This is a genomic window from Methanococcus voltae (assembly GCF_024807655.1).
In the GTDB taxonomy this organism is placed as follows: Archaea; AGJL01; Methanococci; order Methanococcales; family Methanococcaceae; genus Methanococcus; species Methanococcus voltae_D.
In genome coordinates this window covers 20,082-37,218 of the sequence record NZ_JANUCR010000001.1, presented here as the reverse complement: position 1 = coordinate 37,218, position 17,137 = coordinate 20,082, and the positions used below count along the sequence as shown (strand labels likewise).

The window sequence follows — 17,137 nt, the reverse complement described above, 5'->3', positions numbered from 1 at the left end:
TTTAAATTATATGCTTTAATTACTTTTACTTTTTTTATAACTTTTATTTTTAATTTTATTTTTAATTTTTAACTTTTATTTTATTATTTTTATTACGTAATACTTTTATTATTACTTATTTTTTATTTTTCATACCATATAGCACGAATATGCTATATTTTTAATAAAGTTATCTTTAAAATTATTAAACTAATCAATAATTATATATATTTTGAGAGTCAATTAAAGTTTTGTTTAAAAATTATAAACATAACTATAACATAACTACAATTATAGTAAATAGTAGTAATAATTTATCAATAATATGTAATACTTACCAAATAGCTATTAAAGGAGGCTAAGTCTTGAGTAGTTTTAAAACTAAAATGGGTTTTTTAATCCTCTTAACAATTTTTTTAATTCCATCAAGTTTTGCGAGTGGAAATTACGACTATAGATTAGGTGACGTCAATTGTGATGGTAAAATCTCAGTTTCAGACGTTGTTTATTTGTTTAATAATAGAAATATGGACATTGAAGACGGAGACGTTAACGCAGATAATAAAATCTCAGTTTCAGACGTTGTTTATTTGTTCAATTATTACGACAAAATGTCAGAACCTATTTCCTATGCTGAAAGTATGGATTTAGTATATTATGACGCTGACGGTATGGAAGTAAACCCATACAACGGTGAAAGTTATGAATATAAGATATTCACCGACGGAGCAGATGTAAGATATTTATTGAAGAATGAAAGCCAAGCAATACCTGACTGGGCAACTGGTAAATACGACGATGTAATCATCACCCCCGTTGAGAATATTGTGCCAACATCTTCAGTACACGTAGCTTACCTATGCGCAATGGATGAAAATAATGATATTATGGATACCATAAGTGGCATTTCTACCACCACAAAAACGTGGTACTTTGATTATATGAATGAGCATAAAGAGGGCGTAGAAGGCAGTGATAGTAAAATAGTTGATTTAGGTCATCCTGATAGTATGGATTACGAGAAATTGACTCAATTAAATCCTGATTTCGTTATGAATTCCCTTGACGGTAATAGGGGTAGTACAATATACAGTAATTGTGAAGACAAGGGTATCACTTGTGTTGCACTCCCTTCCTGGACAGAACAGACATTCTTAGGTAGATGTGAATGGGCAAAAGCAATAGCTGCATTCTATAATAAAGAACCATACGCAAATGAATACTTCTCAAAAGTAGAAAAGAAAGCTTTGAATGCTAAGAGAAGTGCTTCAGGTAATGATGCTCCGGAAGTTTCATGGGGATACATTACAAGTAAAGGATACGCATCAATCCCTTGTGCGCAATCATACTATGCAAGAGGTATCTGTCAAAACTGTAAAGCAACATACTTGTTCACAGATTACACGGGAACAGGATTTGCAAAAATAAGTAAAGAAGAATTCCTTGAAACTACTAAAAACGCAGATGTTTGGGTTGTATCTTCTGCAATAACTTATTTGTCTGCTTTCAAAGAAAGACACGCAGGTTATGACCAGTTAGACCCTGTAATCAATGGAAAAATATTCTGTTATTCAGCAGACTTCTATCAGACGGGTGTTGTAAACACTGATGAAATTTTAATGGATATGGGAACTATACTTTACCCAGAAGACTTTGAAGGGCGTACAACTAAGTATTTATTGGCATATAATCCAGAAACTAACGAAGCAACGCCTTATACAGCATAATTTTATTAAATTAATTAATAAGGGATATGAAAATAAAATAATTAAATGATGATTATTATGCATTATAATTTGAATTTAATTATTATTCCTACTATATAGTATAAAATTAGAATTAAAATAACTATTAAAATAACTATTAAAATAAATATTAAAATAAATATTAAACTAAAAATAAAAAACAAAAACAAAAGAAAACTATTATTGAATTTAGAATGGTGTTAATTTGAAAAATTCAAAAATAAACTCTAAAAACAAGTTAAAAATCATAATAATGTCATTATTGGCAATTTTTATGGTTTCTGTAAGTTTAGGGAGTTGTTCAGCAGCTACAAATGATAATATTGTTGTTAGCTTAGCTCCTCAAACACAGCAAGTAAATAATGGAGACCAGTTCGTATTAGAACTTTGGGTAAACAATTCGAACATAACTATAAGTGCATTTGAATCAAATTTTGTATATGATTCAAGTAATGTAAATTTGACCGCTATTCAATTATCCGGCATTGCTAATACAGCAGGTCTTAAAACTGTTGATGTATCTGATAATTCAATTAGTTTAGCGTGGATGGGCGGCGGAATCACTGAAAGCAACGTTAATATCGCTAATCTTACATTTGAAACTTTCAATGTTTCATCAAACGAAATAAGATTAAGAAATTTGGATATTACCAATCAAGGCGGTATTTCTACAATGCCAACTGATGAACATATCTTGGATGCAAGTGTTGAAGTTTTAGATAACACTCCTATTATTCAGGAAATAACAGTACTTCCAGAATCAATCTACGAAGGAACAAATACTTTAACTGTATCAGCGAAGATAACTGACCCTAATTATGCAAATGATACATTATGTGTAAACTTTTCGTTAGAAGATACAAATTACACGATGATGTACAATGATACTACAAAAGCATATGAAGTAAAATTATTTGATATGGTTTTAGGCGTAGGTAGTTTAACAGGAACCGTTGTGGTTAAAAACACCGACGGAAAAACTGCTACTAAAGACACTACAATCGATGTTGAAGTTCCAGATATTTCAATTGATTCAATAAGTGTTGACAAACCTTATTACTCAACACCCGCAAAAGTAAATGTATCAGTTTCAAACAATGGTACAGCAACTTTGGAAAATAAGACAACATATACAATATCAATTTATGCAGATTCTGAATTATTAAAAACTGTTAAAATAAATCCATTAACTGCAGGCGAAAAACAAGACATACTTGTTGATTGGACTCCAGAAAAGGCAAGTACAAAAATAATTGCAGAATTAAACTTTGAAGATGAATATACTACAAATGAGAAACTTTCAAAAACAATAATTGTTGTTGAAAAACCAATTTCATTAAATTTAACTGAAAACAGTTCATTAGTTAACACAAGCCAATATTTCAACGTAAGTATTGATTTAAACAAAATGGATGGTTTTAGGAAAGTATGTGGATTTGAAGGTGTTCTTCATTTCGATAAAAGTATTGTAAATTGTGAAGATTTCCAATTTGAAATTTCAGAAGGCAATATTAGTTTAAAAAACATTGATATTGACAACGCAAATGGTGTAGTTAATTATGCAATAATTACAAACATCAGTGAAGGAATAAATGACAATATTACAGTTGCAAAAGCTAAATTTAAAGCTTTAAAACCTGGTATGTCAAGTTTCACATTAACCAACGTATCAGTTTCCGATGTAGCTGCTGAATTTAACAATGTAGAATTAAATAGTACAAAAATAACCGTAGAAGGTCCTGATATTGTACTAAGTACCTCTATCCCAGATACATATAACTTTGGACAAAATGCAACTTTATCAGTTGTCGTCGGAAATGATGGTCATCAGGATATTGCATCACCTTTCAAGGTAAAATTATACGTTGATGCTAATGACCCTATTGAAAAAACAATCGATTCATTAGCAAAAAATACCACTGAAACATTAGAGTTCAGTTGGGACGTTGAAGCAAGAACAAGCACTTTAATAACAATTATCGCAGATGAAAGCAACATCATAGCTGAAGAAAATGAATCAAACAACAGGGTTTCAAAATCTGTAAAGATAGTTGAAAAACCTGTATATGTAAACATTACAAAAACAGATATTGATGCAGAAAATTTCAATATCTCATTTAACGTAAGTAATGTAGAAGAAATCAGAAAATGTGCTGGATATGAAGGTACATTAAACCTTGAGAACTTAGTAGTTTGTGATTATGAATTAGCTGGTACATTGTCAAACTTTAATAACGAAACAGGCTATTTCGGTGGTTTCAACTTTACCGAAGATAAATATGGTAAATTTGGACTTGCAGAATTCAACTTAAGAATAATTAACACATCAGCACCTTGCAGTGTAGTTGTTAAAAAAGTAGATTTATCTGACGAAAATAGCTTTAGTTATGGTAAGATATTTGTTAACCAATTGATTACAAATAATACAATTAAAAAAGCTTTAAAAACTATTAATATTAGTGCAGACGTTTGGGATAAGTTAAACATTAGTAATATCACAACTGAAGAACACGACGGTTATAGTATTACATCAATTGCTTTAGAAAATGAAACATTAGATATTCCTGTAATGGAAAACGTTTCAACAAGTATCTCAAAAGAATTAATGTTAAAACTTGAAACTACAACTCAAAAAGCTGAAGAGTTAAATACGGAAGTAAAAACAACTACTCAAGCAAATGAATCATTGAATAAAATTAAAGAAGCAATGACAAATGGACAAGTTTTAAACAATGGATTTAATGTATCAAACATTACTTCAGAAATGACAACAAGTTCAAACGTTGTTTCAGCAAAAATTAAATTCGTTGCTACAAATAACACTGAAAAAGGATATGTAATATTCAGAATACCTTTAAGTGCATTTAGCTTAAAGAAAATAACAATTACAGCAAATGCTACAGAACATACAATAACCACTGAAAAATCAGAATTCGGATGGTATAAAATATTAGACCATAATGGTGCTAAAGAATTAGAATTAACATTATTACAAGACCCTGAAGTAGAAGTCGAAATGGAAAAAACATTGCCAACATCAGATTCTGGCTCAAGCTCATCATCAAGCTCAAGCAGACATCACAGTAGCAGTGCTTCAGAATCAATAACTACAAGCAATTTAATTTCAAGTGCAAACATAGTTTATGCAAACTTAGACAAAAACTATGCAACAGAATTAAAGAGCTCAGTTAATAAATGTACAGAAGGATACACAATAAACGATGATACAATTATCGTAGGTGGTCCATTAGCTAACCCCTTAGCAAATGCTTATATGAATGAATTTGCTGTATCAATCACAAATTCAAACCCTGGAGAAAATAAAGGTGTAATACAAATGATAACTGTTAAATCAGAAGGTACGGGTATAATATCAGAGTACACCGTTGTATTACTCGCAGGTTCAGATAGATTTGGTACACAAGCTGCTGTTGAATACTTCAAAACACTTGAAGAAGTTCCTGAAGAACCTATTTACGTAGAATGGGTAAATGGCGAAGCTAAAAAAGTAAACTAATTACTAATTATTTAGTAATTATTTTAATTAATATTTCTTTATCGTAGTATATACAAAATAATATATTTAAACACAAAATTTTATTTTTTTTAATTTTATTTTATATAATCTCCTAATTAAGATTATATTTTTAATTTTTAATTTTTAATTGGTATTTTTATATTTTTCAAAAGTTTTGTTTTCAAAAGTTTAGATAATAGTCTATAATTTCATATAATTTCAGCAATTTAGGGTAACTTATATATATTGAGATTTAAATATATAAGTGGGTTGAATAAATTAATGATATATCAAATGTCGTATATACTCGTATATACTCATATATTCATATATAATCGAATATAGTTCCACGAGTATTATGGCGTTATATCTAAATTGAGGATATTAACCAAGTAATTTGACGGTGATTAGATGAAAAATAAAGTTGTAGTAGTGACAGGAGTGCCAGGAGTGGGCAGTACAACATCAACACAGTTGGCTATGGATAATTTAAGGAAAGAAGGCGTAAACTACAAAATGGTTAGTTTTGGTTCAATAATGTTCGAAGTTGCAAAAGAAGAGAACTTAGTATCTGATAGAGACCAGATGAGAAAAATGGACCCTGAAACCCAGAAAAGAATTCAAAAAATGGCAGGCAGAAAAATTGCAGAAATGGCAAAAGAATCACCTGTCGCAGTTGACACCCACAGCACCGTATCAACACCAAAAGGTTATTTACCAGGATTACCAGCCTGGGTTTTAAACGAATTAAACCCTGATTTAATAATTGTTGTGGAAACAACCGGTGATGAAATATTAATGAGAAGAATGGGCGATGAAACCAGAGTTAGAGATATCGATTCAGCTTCCACAATCGAACAACATCAATTTATGAACAGATGTGCAGCAATGTCATATGGAGTTTTAACCGGTGCAACTGTTAAAATCGTTCAAAATAGAAATGGATTATTGGACCAAGCTGTTGAAGAATTAACAAGCGTTTTAAGATAATATAATTTAATTAACATAAACATAATAATATATAATAAAATAATAAAATAATATATATGTATATAATATATTATTTAGCTTTTTTTAACTTCTTTTTAACCAAAAATAAAATAAATAGATAATGTAATTAAATTATTTTTTACAACTGTTTTAGATATCTGAAACAGATTTGCAATAACCTCTTAAAACATCCACAGATTTTTTAAATGCTTCGTATTCCCAGTCTTCCATTTTAATTGGTATTATCTCGTCAATTCCTTTTTTACCAACTTTTACAGGCACGCCCACACAAGCATTACCTTCTATACCTTCGATTTCATCTTCAAGGTATGTAGAGAGTGTTAATATTCTTCTGTCATTGTTTGCCATACACTTAACAATATTAACTATTGCGGAAGCAGGACCGTATTCAGAGCCGTTTTTTAACCCATTAATACGTTTTCCGTGCGTTTTTATACTATTGAGAATGTCGTAATATGGGAAATTCTCATAATTAGGTAATCTACGTACTGGGATGCCACCGATAGCTGCAGAGCTTATAAGTGGTACCATACTATCGCCGTGTTCGCCAACAATTCTTGCTCTTACATCATCAATATGTACTTTGAAAAATTTGGCAATTGCTACCTTAAAACGCATGGAATCCAAGTGCGTACCTAATCCAAACACCTTGCTTTTATCATAACCGCTTTCCATTAGTGCTTTGTAGGTCATTACATCTACCGGATTAGATACCATAAATATTTTAGTATCGCAGTGCTTTGCAATTTCCTGTGAATAATTTTTTATAATTTTCGCATTTGTTTTGGCTAAGTCTAAACGTGACATATTGCCGTTTCTTTTAGCGCCTGATGTAATTATTATCATATCGCTATTACATAAATTTTCAATTTCCGTATCACTATGGATTCTTATTTCTGCATCTCGCCCAGAAGCCGCCAATGCGTCATAAATATCCATTTTTACGCCTTCAAGCATATTCAATGATTTTTCACGAGCTACAAGGTTAATATTTCTTATGTATTTCTCACGTGCTAATAAAAATGATAATTGTGAACCAATTTTACCGGAAGCCCCTATTACAGTTATCTCCATAATATCACCGTTAACTCAGGTTTTATATATTAATCTGTTTATTTGATTATCTATATATTTTAATATTTTAGTATTGCATTTTAATTTGACAAATAACTTGTGAAACTTTTAAATTTTTCTATAAAATAAAACCAAAATTAATAATGATAATATGTATTCGAAGTATTTATAATTTTATACGAACAACGTTTTAAAAAAAGATAATAGATGTAAAAAAGATAATAAAATGGAATTAAATTATTTAATCTAATTAACCTATTTAATTAATTCAATTAATTTAATTAATCCAATTTAGATTTTAAAATTTTTACAACTTTTCCAGGTTCAGCTCTACCACGTGTTAATTTCATCACTTGCCCAACGATTGAGTTAAGAGCTTTGGAATTACCTGATTTATAATCTTCAACAGCAACAGCACTGTTTTTAATAGCTTCTTCACAGAATTGTTCTATTTCGCTATCATCACCAACAACGGTAAGACCTTCTTCTTCAATAATCTGTTTTGGTGATTTTGCACCTTTATTTTCAACCATTAACTCAATGATTTTTTTACCAATCTTTTGGCTGATGGTTTTATTAGCAATTGATTCGATTAATTCAACAATTTGCTCCGTTGTTAATCCACTGTCTACGAAATCAACTTTATTGTATGTAAGAACTCTTTTTAATTCGTTTCTAATCCAAGTTACGGATAAGGCAATACTTTTCGCATCTGCACCAAAGTGTGAAACTACCTTTTCAAATACGTCTGCAAGTTCAAGGTCTGAAACTAAAACCTTAGCATCATCTTCTTTGATTCCGTATTCTTCTACGAATCTTTTTTCCTTATCGATAGGGGTTTCAGGCATTCTTTCTTTAACTACATCAACCCAGTTGGTATCTAATACAATAGGTTGTATGTCAGGGTCAGGAATGTGTCTATAATCGTCAGCGGTTTCCTTGCTTCTCATGGACTTTGTAATCATCTGAGCTTCCATGAAAGCTCTTGTTTCCATTTTAATTTCTCCGCCTCTTCTTAACACATTCTTCTGTCTGATGATTTCATACTTCAATACTTTGAAAACACCTTTTATGGAGTTAACGTTTTTAACTTCAACTCTTTTACCTTGAATGCCGTTGTAATTAATGGATATGTTAGTATCGGCTCTCATGGTACCTTCTCCTCTAAGGTGTCCGATGTATCTAAACAATCTCATTAATTGCCTTAAAAATTCCCTTGCTTCTTCAGGGCTTTTCATATCTGGCTCTGTAACTATCTCAACTAATGGTGTACCACTTCTGTTATAGTCCACAGTACCTAAATCTGGCTTATATTGACCAGGGTCTTCTTCCAAGTGAACTTCTGTAATTTCTACACCTAAGAAATTCCCTTTTACCCCGATGGGTACGGAAGTTTTTTGGTATCCGCTCGGTAAATCCGGGTAATTATAATGTTTCCTTTGGAAATAAATGTCCTTATCGTAAACCATTTCACAATCTAACATTTTAGCAACCATAATTGCAACGTCAATTGCTTCTTTGTTGGGTGGCATTGGTTTTGCACCAGGATGACCCATACATACAGGACATACGTTCGTGTTTGGTTCTACATCTTTGTAGTTTGTAGGGCACATACAAAATAATTTGGAGTTTGTATCCACTTGTACGTGGATTTCAAGACCACATTTCATTGATAACTCATCGCTCATTTTTCCACCGAATAAATTAATATCAATATTAAAGTTAAGTTTAAATTTGATAATCAAAAGATAATAATTTAATATAAGTCAATTTATTTACTATACGTTAATTCAATTTACTTCAATTTTATATATTCTATTCACCTTATACGTTTTTACGATTATATAAGTTATACTATTTAAATCTAAATAAATTTAACTGATTTTAAATAACTTTAAAAATCGAGATGGATATAATAATGAAGTATAAAAGTAATATGTAATAGAAATATATGCAATAGGAATAAATTTATGATTATTTTAATTAGTTTATTTATTTTATTTTAGTTTTAATTTATAATTCTTTCAATTGGTACAACCAAAATATCTCGCCCTTCCAACTGTTCTAACTGGTTAACAATTGAAAATATCTGATTTTCTTCCACTACAGCTTGTATTGCGACCATCGGTACATCATCATTTTTGTATGGCTTTACCTCTGAAATTGTAGGGCCATTCATACCAGGAATTACTTTTATAATTTCTTCTAAATTGCTTTTCGGAGCATTTAACATAAGGAGCCTTTTAGACTGTGCATACATAACGCTTTTTATCGCATTTATTAATTCGCTTATTTTTCGAGCTTTTTCGTCATCTACAAGACTGTTTTTATTTGCTACAAGTCGAGTTGTCGAGGAAACTACTTCGCAAACTTCTTTTAGTCTGTTTAACTTCAATGTGGTTCCTGTAGAAGTTAAATCACAAATTAAATCTGCAATACCTATAAATGGAGCTATTTCCGTAGCACCGCTTAATTCTATTATTTCGAGATTTAATCCTTTTTTCTCCAAAAATTTCTTTGTTAAACAAGGGAATTCAGTGGCTATTTTCATACCGTCTTTAATATCTTCGAGACTATTTATTTCAGAGTTTTCTGGAGATGCAATAACTAATCTCGCATTTCCAAATTTAAAATCGAGTAGTGTATCGATTCTATCTTCCGTATTTCTCTCTAACATTAAATCATAGCCCGTGACTCCAACATCTGCAACTCCATCGGCTACAAATTCAGGAATATCCTTCGCACGTGCAAACATAACTTTTATTTCTTCATCTACGGTATTTGCAAACAAGCTTCTTCCCCTTACAGTTATTTTTAAGCCTGCTTTTTCCAATATTTCATTAACTGGTTTTGAAATTCTTCCTTTGTTTGGTAGTGCAAGTAATATCATACTATCACCTAATAATTACATCAATAATCTTATAAAACCTATATATATTCTCTATATATGGCTCATATTTTGCAATTTTTTATACTTTTTAATAATTTTCTTATATTTTTGATAAACATAAATCTGAGATAACAATTACATCAAATGTATATAAACTTATTATTTATATTTATTTAATATTTATTTAATATTTATTTACTATTTATTTACTATTTATTTTAAATTACAAATGATATTACTGTTAAATTGCAATCGAGTGTATTTATTTAATTCTTGCAGTTAATTTATATATGATAAAGGGAAATATTTATAAGAATACTTATACGTATGTTGATTTTTATATTGTTGATATATTGCTAATATATTTATAAAATTAACAACATAATATAATTAATACATAATTACTTTTTAATTGTTATTCATTACAACCATAATATGGGAGAAAATATGCATAAAGAACAACTTATGGAACTTCATCAATTTTTTGTACACGTATTTAAAGAAATAATGCCTGACCAAAATAACTGTGAATATTACGAAATTTACGAAAAATTAGATGTAAAACCTCACCACATCCACAAATTAAAAACAGAACAAAGAGCAGCTATATTTTTACTTGCAGCGTGTATTGCAGAAGGTTTATCTGAAAAAGACGGTACAATCCCAGATAACTTGTCGAAAAGACTTGCAGATAACGCTTTCAAATATATAAATACGAAATCAACCGAAAAACTCAATACTACTACTGAAGACACATTGCATAAGATAAATGCAGGTGATTCAAAGGGGCTGGTTCGTAATTAAAGTTTTTATCGATTTTGATTTTGATTTTACGAAACTTTAATTTTTTACGTACAATATACTTACGTATAATAAAATAATCCTAATTTTTAATTTTAATTTTAACCTATCTTTTAGTCAATTATTTTAAGCAAAATGCTTCTACTTTTAAAAATCTTGATTTCAGAATTATATAGAGTGATTCAGAATTATATAGAGTGATTATATGACTATTAAAAATTTAAATTCTAACAAAAATACAAATATACCGAAAATAAGAAATGAAATAAGAAATGAAATACAAAATACAATAAAAAATATAATGAATGAAGTGCTAAAAGACGTAAAACCCTGCGAAGATGAAATAAAGGAGTTAACAATATTTTCAAAAAAAGTCATTGACACAATAAATGAAATGAAAGAATATCCTATATTAAACGTTGTTAGGGTGGGTTCTACTGCCCGAGGTACTAATTTAAAAAATGACCACGATATAGATATTTTTTTGAAATTTGATAAAAATACGGCAAGAGAAGACTTAAAAGAAATTGGTTTAAATTTTGGAATGGAACTCGTAAAAAAATTAAATGGCAAATATTGGATAAAATACGCAGAACACCCTTATATCACTGCAAAAATAGATAAATTTTCTTTGGACATTGTACCTTGCTACGATATTCAATGGGGTGAAAAATTAATATCCTCTGTTGATAGAACGCCTTTACATAACGAATTTTTACTAAATGCGTATAAAAGATATGCAAATTATAATGAAGACTTAAAAAATAATACGAATGGTCAAATAACTGATGACGTAATCGTATTAAAAAGATTTTTAAAAGGAATAGGTCTTTACGGGTCTGATTTAAAAACTGCAGGTTTTTCAGGTTATTTGTGTGAGTTATTGATTTACTATTACGGCGGTTTTATAAATCTGTTGAATTCTGCCAAAACGTGGAAAGCAGGCAAAAAGATACTTTTAACCGATATTTTAGAGATATATGGCATAAAAAATCCAAAATGGAACACCGAATATTTGGAAAATCCAAATATATACTTTAATGAGCATTATCTTGATATTGACAATAGCAATAATACTAATAATACTAATAATACTAATAATAATAATAATAATAATAATAATCTTATAAAATTAAAAGAATATGAATTTTTGGACTGTAAAGCTTATAAAAATCAACCTTTGATTATTTATGACCCATCTGATTTAGATAGAAATGTGGCAGCCGCATTAAGTACGGAAAATTTCTATAAATTTGTATTCTATTCCCGAAAATTCTTAGAAAATCCAAAAATAGATTATTTTTATGATTATGATAAATATGTGCTAAATGAAGTAAATGATAGGGAAAAAGGTTATGAATTATGCTTAAAAATTCCCCGAGACTCAAGTATTGTTGATGATATAATATATCCGCAAATGGATAGGTTGCAAAAAAGTATTTCAAATATATTTGAGGAAAATGGATTTCAAATTATAAGATATTCAAATTATGCAAATGAAAGTTTTTGCTATATATCTTGGGAATTCTTAATCCACGAATTACCTGACGTATTATGTAAAATGGGACCTCCAGTTTACGCATCTAAAGGTGTTGATAATTTTATAGCTCATAATCCTAAATATTATATAAAAGAAGATAGATTGTACGCATATTGTCCGAGAAAGTACAAAACAGTTGATGAATTAATATACAATATTATTGAAGGCAATTTGCAAAAAACAATTACTTATCCAAAATATATTAATCCGGAAAACGGCGAAATTTTAAGTAATAAATACGTGGAACGAATTTAATCAATTTCAATAGTAAATAATTAAGAATAATAATACTAATAAATAATTAATAATTAATAATAACTAACTAATAATAAATAGATAAATAAATATAAATATGTGAATATACAGATTTAAAATACTAAAATAATGTTAATTACGTAATGATAACTATATAAACTATAAAACAATATTTAACAAATTGACAAATATATCCTATTAAATAACCTATTTTTACGGTTTATGTATTACACAAGTATTACAATATGTATTATGTTTTAAACAATATAATACATTTTTAGCAAATTTAACTGACTTTAATCAAGTTTAGTCAATATTAATCAAATTTAATCAAATTTAATCAATTTATTTGAAAATAATGGTATTTTACTTACCCATATATCGGTATTTTACTAATATATCTTAGGTATTGAGTATAACCTACTCGCAAATATGACAACAGGACGCAAGTGAAATTATGGACAGCAGTACATTAATCTTAGATTGTAATGAATTTTTGGATAGCTTGGCGGATTTAAATTTAAAGGTATATTGTACTGTATACGATAATTTAAACATTTTAAATGATGATAATCCACTTAAAACGTTTGATAACATAGAATTGGAAAATATAAATTTTGAAGATGAAAATACCCTATTAGAATATAATAAACCCAATAAATTCAAAAATTTTGATAAATATGGTGTTTATTCATCTAAAACCCAGTTATTAAATGATTTAGAAAAAAATTTAAACATTTTAGAAAGTTATAGGGAAAAAATGGAGTTAAAAGGTTTTGATACTCCGTATATCGGTGTTGGTAAACTAAATGGTGGCGAAGAAGATGATATATATGATATATTAAATTATTCGTCATATTTGAGGCGTGTAGTGGATGAAAAAAAAGGCACACTCGAACGTGTAAAATATGCCATAGTTTCCCATAAAATAGCAATTGGAAATCTACAAGACGACGGTAATTTAGATTTAATCTGTAATTTACCTTACAATGGCTCTTACAAAGAATCTTTATTGCAATTACCCCATTATGTTGTGAAAACATATAAAAAATTCTTAACCATATTGAATTCAGAAGGTAAATCCTCATTAAGTTCTACCACATTAGCTATTGTAGTAAAAGAGAATGGAAGACGAAGATTTAAACGTATAAAAGTTGAAGAAGAAGATTATGAAAAATATATTAGAGATAATTATGGCGATGCTATAATTACATCTATAAAAAAGAATTATACCAAAAGTAAGCTTTTAAATGACCAATACGTTAAGAAAATTCTTGCTTTAGCATATTTGCATACATATCAGTCTTTAATTGGCGATAAAATATTAGAAAATGTTTCAAAAATGTTAAAGATGAATGAATTATCTTTAATTGCACAATACAAACAAATTTGTCAAAATTATGAACGTGCCGACTGTGAAGGTGGTATAATCGATGTAAGGCAAATAAACGAGTTAAAATTCAAGAAGTTGCAATTAGTTTCCAAATTAGAAGATTGCGGTCTTTATAAAGAAGGAAAACCATTAAAATGTCTTGAGAAATCTCTTGAAGTTGAAAATGCAATATTTGAAGATGCTTGTTTAAATGTTCCATTATCTCATTTATCAAACGATTTACTAAGATATTACTTAAATAATACCGCTGATGAAAGAACACGTTCTAATTTATTCCCTTCTATATTGGTAGCCCCTTCAAAATCACAATTAGCTTGGTTAAGGCTTAAAAATGATTATAAAAAAGTTTTAAACTACAAATTAAATTTAGAAAAAGAATTCCCAAAATATGACTTGCCTATAAAATTAACCGGTGGAATTTTATTGTATTTGGCATATGATTGGGATGTTGTGGAAAGTTATGGCTATTCAAAACCTGAAATAGAGTCTGCTTTAAAAATAATTTGTAATATCGAAGAAATTACTAAAAAATTAGATTGTGAACCTTTTGATATTGCAAAATTACAAGAATATAATAAAATTAAGAAAAAGAAAACTAAGAAATTCTTAAATGCTTTGGGAAAAATATAATAAGTATATCAAATCTAAAAAATAAATTTAAATTTCTTGAATTTTTTCACATTTTTCACATATTATTTTAGAACCAACTGCTTCAAAACTGTGATTGCAGAATTTACAAACTACTTTTTTAACTTTTAAATTTTTTTCGTCAATTATAGTATATTTTTTTAATTCATCACTTTCAAAATCCAAATTAATCACCAATTTACAAATATTTACTTAATAGGTATACTAACTAATCAATAATTACAATACTTATTAACTAATAAACAACCCTATTTTATTAAAATTTTTTATCTAATCCACAGCCCCTAAACTCCAAACGTTCTGTAATCATTCCTTCGGGTTTTAACTCCCTAAAAACCTGAGCTTCAAATGAATAAATGTTTACATCATACTCAAGCCACGCCGTAGGGTGCATACCTGCTTTTGTACATAAATTTGAAAGATACTGTTTTTTACTCCAATTATATTCTTTGGCAATTTGGGGTAATAATAAACCTCGATATGTGCCAAATTCAATAATTAAACCGTGTTTTCCGATATTCATCTTTTTTATGTATTCCATAGGATTTTCAACATCTAAGAGTTTTGGGTGTGTTAGTATACTGACTTCAATATCTATTTTTTTTAATTCATCTCGAGTAATGGGTGTAAATCTTGGGTCGTGCACTGCAGCACTAATTGCAGCTTCTTTTAAAGCATCTTTTAGGGGCATAACCGGTTCGGGGATACCAATACAACCCCTTAACGTATTTTTGGAATTTTCATACAAAGATATAAAAACACCCCTCGCTTCATTAAATATTTTTGGAGCATCGGAGATGTGATAGTCTGTACCATTTAAATAATTCTTCAAAATTTGCCTTGTTTCTTTCACTGCAAAAGTTCCTTCTTCAAGAGATAGCTTCAAAAGAACCCCCTCCTCGATATTGAAGTATACTCGGTTTTTAATAACACAATTCATTAGTTTTAACATATTTAATATATCCAATATATCCAATATATCCAATATATTTAATATATTAACATAATTATAATTATTTCACAATCTTAATTTTCCTATAATATATATTATATTTTCACGCTATATATTAATGTTATACAAATTGATAATATTTGAAAATAAAATATAGAATAATAAAATATGGAATAATAAAATAACGAATAATAATATAATAAAATAAAGAATAATAAATAAAAACTAAAATAAAGTGGTATTTAAAATTATTTTATTGCTCTAATAATTCAGATAATCCCACTTCTTCAATTGTTTCGAGGATTTCTAATCTTAATAATTCAATACCTTCTTTGCTTATTGAAGAAACCTTGACTACGTTAAAGTCTTCCAATTCTTTTTCCATATTTTCAATTCTTGTAATTTTATCTTCGTCCATATCAGTATTTTCCAAGTCGGATTTAGTCATTACAACAATTACAGGAACTTTAAATGTCTTTTCTACTTCCTTAAGTAAACTAATCTGTGCGTCAATTGTAAAACCACAGTGTTCTGTCGGGTCAACCACATAAATCAAAGCGTCAGATAGGTAGTTTATTGCAATAACTGCGTGAAGCTCAATATCGTTTCTTTCGTAAATAGGTCTGTCCAAAACACCTGGGGTATCTACAATTTGAATTCCTTCATCAGTATAACCGATGTTTAAACCTTTTGTTGTAAATGGATAGGTATTTACTTCTGGTTCTGCATTTGTAATTGTTTTTAACAATGTAGATTTACCCACATTTGGATATCCTGCAATAACTACTGAAGGCAAGTCTTTAACTGTTGGAATATTCTTTAATTTGTTTTGCGCAACGCCCAAAAATGCTAAATTAGGGTAAATCTGTTTAATAATTGAAGAAACCCTACCTACAAATTGTTTTCTATAAAATGAAGCATCTTGTGGAGATTTAGCTTTTTTAGCCCTTCTTGAATATTGTATCCCTAATCTTTTGATAATATCTGAAGCCCATTGTACTGCAGCAAGTGATTTCTTAAATTCATCACTTCCGACCATAATTTCCAATATTTCCCTATAAAATGGTTGTAAATTGTCAACAGACGGTGTTTTCTCAACAATTTTTATTAAATTGTCTGTTAAAACAGAGGCAATAACTCTAATCTTGTTATCTTCGATAATTCTTGATTTTGGAGTACTTAACCCTCTTGTCGTAGTCCTTAATTCGCCAGCTAATTTTTCAGCTCTTAAATATGCTTTATCCATTAATTCATCCGGGTATAATATAGAGGGCATCTCTTTAAACGGGTTTGCTTCTACTCTTCTTTTTCTTGCCATAGTTCTCACCAATT

At 28.9% G+C, this 17,137-nt stretch carries 12 protein-coding genes; 6 read left to right on the top strand and 6 right to left on the bottom strand.

Annotated elements, in window-relative coordinates; all coding sequences use genetic code 11:
- The first annotated feature begins 344 nt into the window (after positions 1-344).
- From J3E06_RS00165 to J3E06_RS00155, 3 genes are all read left to right on the top strand, one after another.
- Positions 345-1,706 (top strand): ABC transporter substrate-binding protein, encoded by a 1,362-nt coding sequence (locus J3E06_RS00165; RefSeq protein WP_013180291.1) that lies wholly within the window; start codon positions 345-347, stop codon positions 1,704-1,706.
- A 223-nt stretch (positions 1,707-1,929) separates the two neighbouring features.
- The gene (locus J3E06_RS00160) at positions 1,930-5,241 is read left to right on the top strand and encodes a CARDB domain-containing protein (RefSeq protein WP_052297120.1); all 3,312 of its coding nucleotides are present in this window, start codon (positions 1,930-1,932) and stop codon (positions 5,239-5,241) included.
- Positions 5,242-5,652: 411 nt separating this feature from the next.
- Positions 5,653-6,231, top strand: a complete 579-nt coding sequence (locus tag J3E06_RS00155; RefSeq protein WP_013180289.1) for an adenylate kinase — start codon at positions 5,653-5,655, stop codon at positions 6,229-6,231.
- Positions 6,232-6,381: 150 nt separating this feature from the next.
- Here the strand turns inward: J3E06_RS00155 and J3E06_RS00150 are convergent, their stop codons facing one another.
- The 3 genes from J3E06_RS00150 to hisG all read right to left on the bottom strand — a co-directional run bounded on the left by J3E06_RS00150 (position 6,382) and on the right by hisG (position 10,216).
- A complete protein-coding gene (locus tag J3E06_RS00150; RefSeq protein WP_013180288.1) occupies positions 6,382-7,326 on the bottom strand; it encodes a malate dehydrogenase in 945 nt (314 codons plus the stop codon).
- Positions 7,327-7,607: 281 nt separating this feature from the next.
- A complete protein-coding gene (gatB, locus tag J3E06_RS00145) occupies positions 7,608-9,014 on the bottom strand; it encodes an Asp-tRNA(Asn)/Glu-tRNA(Gln) amidotransferase subunit GatB (protein ID WP_013180287.1) in 1,407 nt (468 codons plus the stop codon).
- A 320-nt stretch (positions 9,015-9,334) separates the two neighbouring features.
- Positions 9,335-10,216 (bottom strand): ATP phosphoribosyltransferase, encoded by an 882-nt coding sequence (gene hisG / locus J3E06_RS00140; protein ID WP_013180286.1) that lies wholly within the window; start codon positions 10,214-10,216, stop codon positions 9,335-9,337.
- Between the two features lie 447 nt (positions 10,217-10,663).
- Between hisG and J3E06_RS00135 the strand changes: the two genes are divergently transcribed.
- The 3 genes from J3E06_RS00135 to J3E06_RS00125 all read left to right on the top strand — a co-directional run bounded on the left by J3E06_RS00135 (position 10,664) and on the right by J3E06_RS00125 (position 14,835).
- Complete coding sequence (locus J3E06_RS00135; RefSeq protein ID WP_013180285.1) at positions 10,664-11,020, top strand: UPF0058 family protein; 357 nt, start codon at positions 10,664-10,666, stop codon at positions 11,018-11,020.
- A gap of 298 nt (positions 11,021-11,318) precedes the next feature.
- The gene (cca, locus tag J3E06_RS00130) at positions 11,319-12,812 is read left to right on the top strand and encodes a CCA tRNA nucleotidyltransferase (RefSeq protein WP_326480561.1); all 1,494 of its coding nucleotides are present in this window, start codon (positions 11,319-11,321) and stop codon (positions 12,810-12,812) included.
- Between the two features lie 457 nt (positions 12,813-13,269).
- Positions 13,270-14,835, top strand: a complete 1,566-nt coding sequence (locus J3E06_RS00125; RefSeq protein ID WP_013180283.1) for a DUF530 family protein — start codon at positions 13,270-13,272, stop codon at positions 14,833-14,835.
- Between the two features lie 27 nt (positions 14,836-14,862).
- Here the strand turns inward: J3E06_RS00125 and J3E06_RS00120 are convergent, their stop codons facing one another.
- From J3E06_RS00120 to J3E06_RS00110, 3 genes are all read right to left on the bottom strand, one after another.
- Positions 14,863-15,018: a hypothetical protein gene (locus tag J3E06_RS00120; RefSeq protein ID WP_157209401.1), complete on the bottom strand. Its 156-nt coding sequence runs from the start codon at positions 15,016-15,018 to the stop codon at positions 14,863-14,865.
- A gap of 91 nt (positions 15,019-15,109) precedes the next feature.
- Entirely contained in the window at positions 15,110-15,739 is a 630-nt protein-coding gene (locus J3E06_RS00115) for a TIGR00296 family protein (protein WP_013180281.1), read from the bottom strand.
- A 319-nt stretch (positions 15,740-16,058) separates the two neighbouring features.
- Positions 16,059-17,123 (bottom strand): NOG1 family protein, encoded by a 1,065-nt coding sequence (locus J3E06_RS00110; RefSeq protein ID WP_013180280.1) that lies wholly within the window; start codon positions 17,121-17,123, stop codon positions 16,059-16,061.
- Positions 17,124-17,137: the final 14 nt, after the last annotated feature.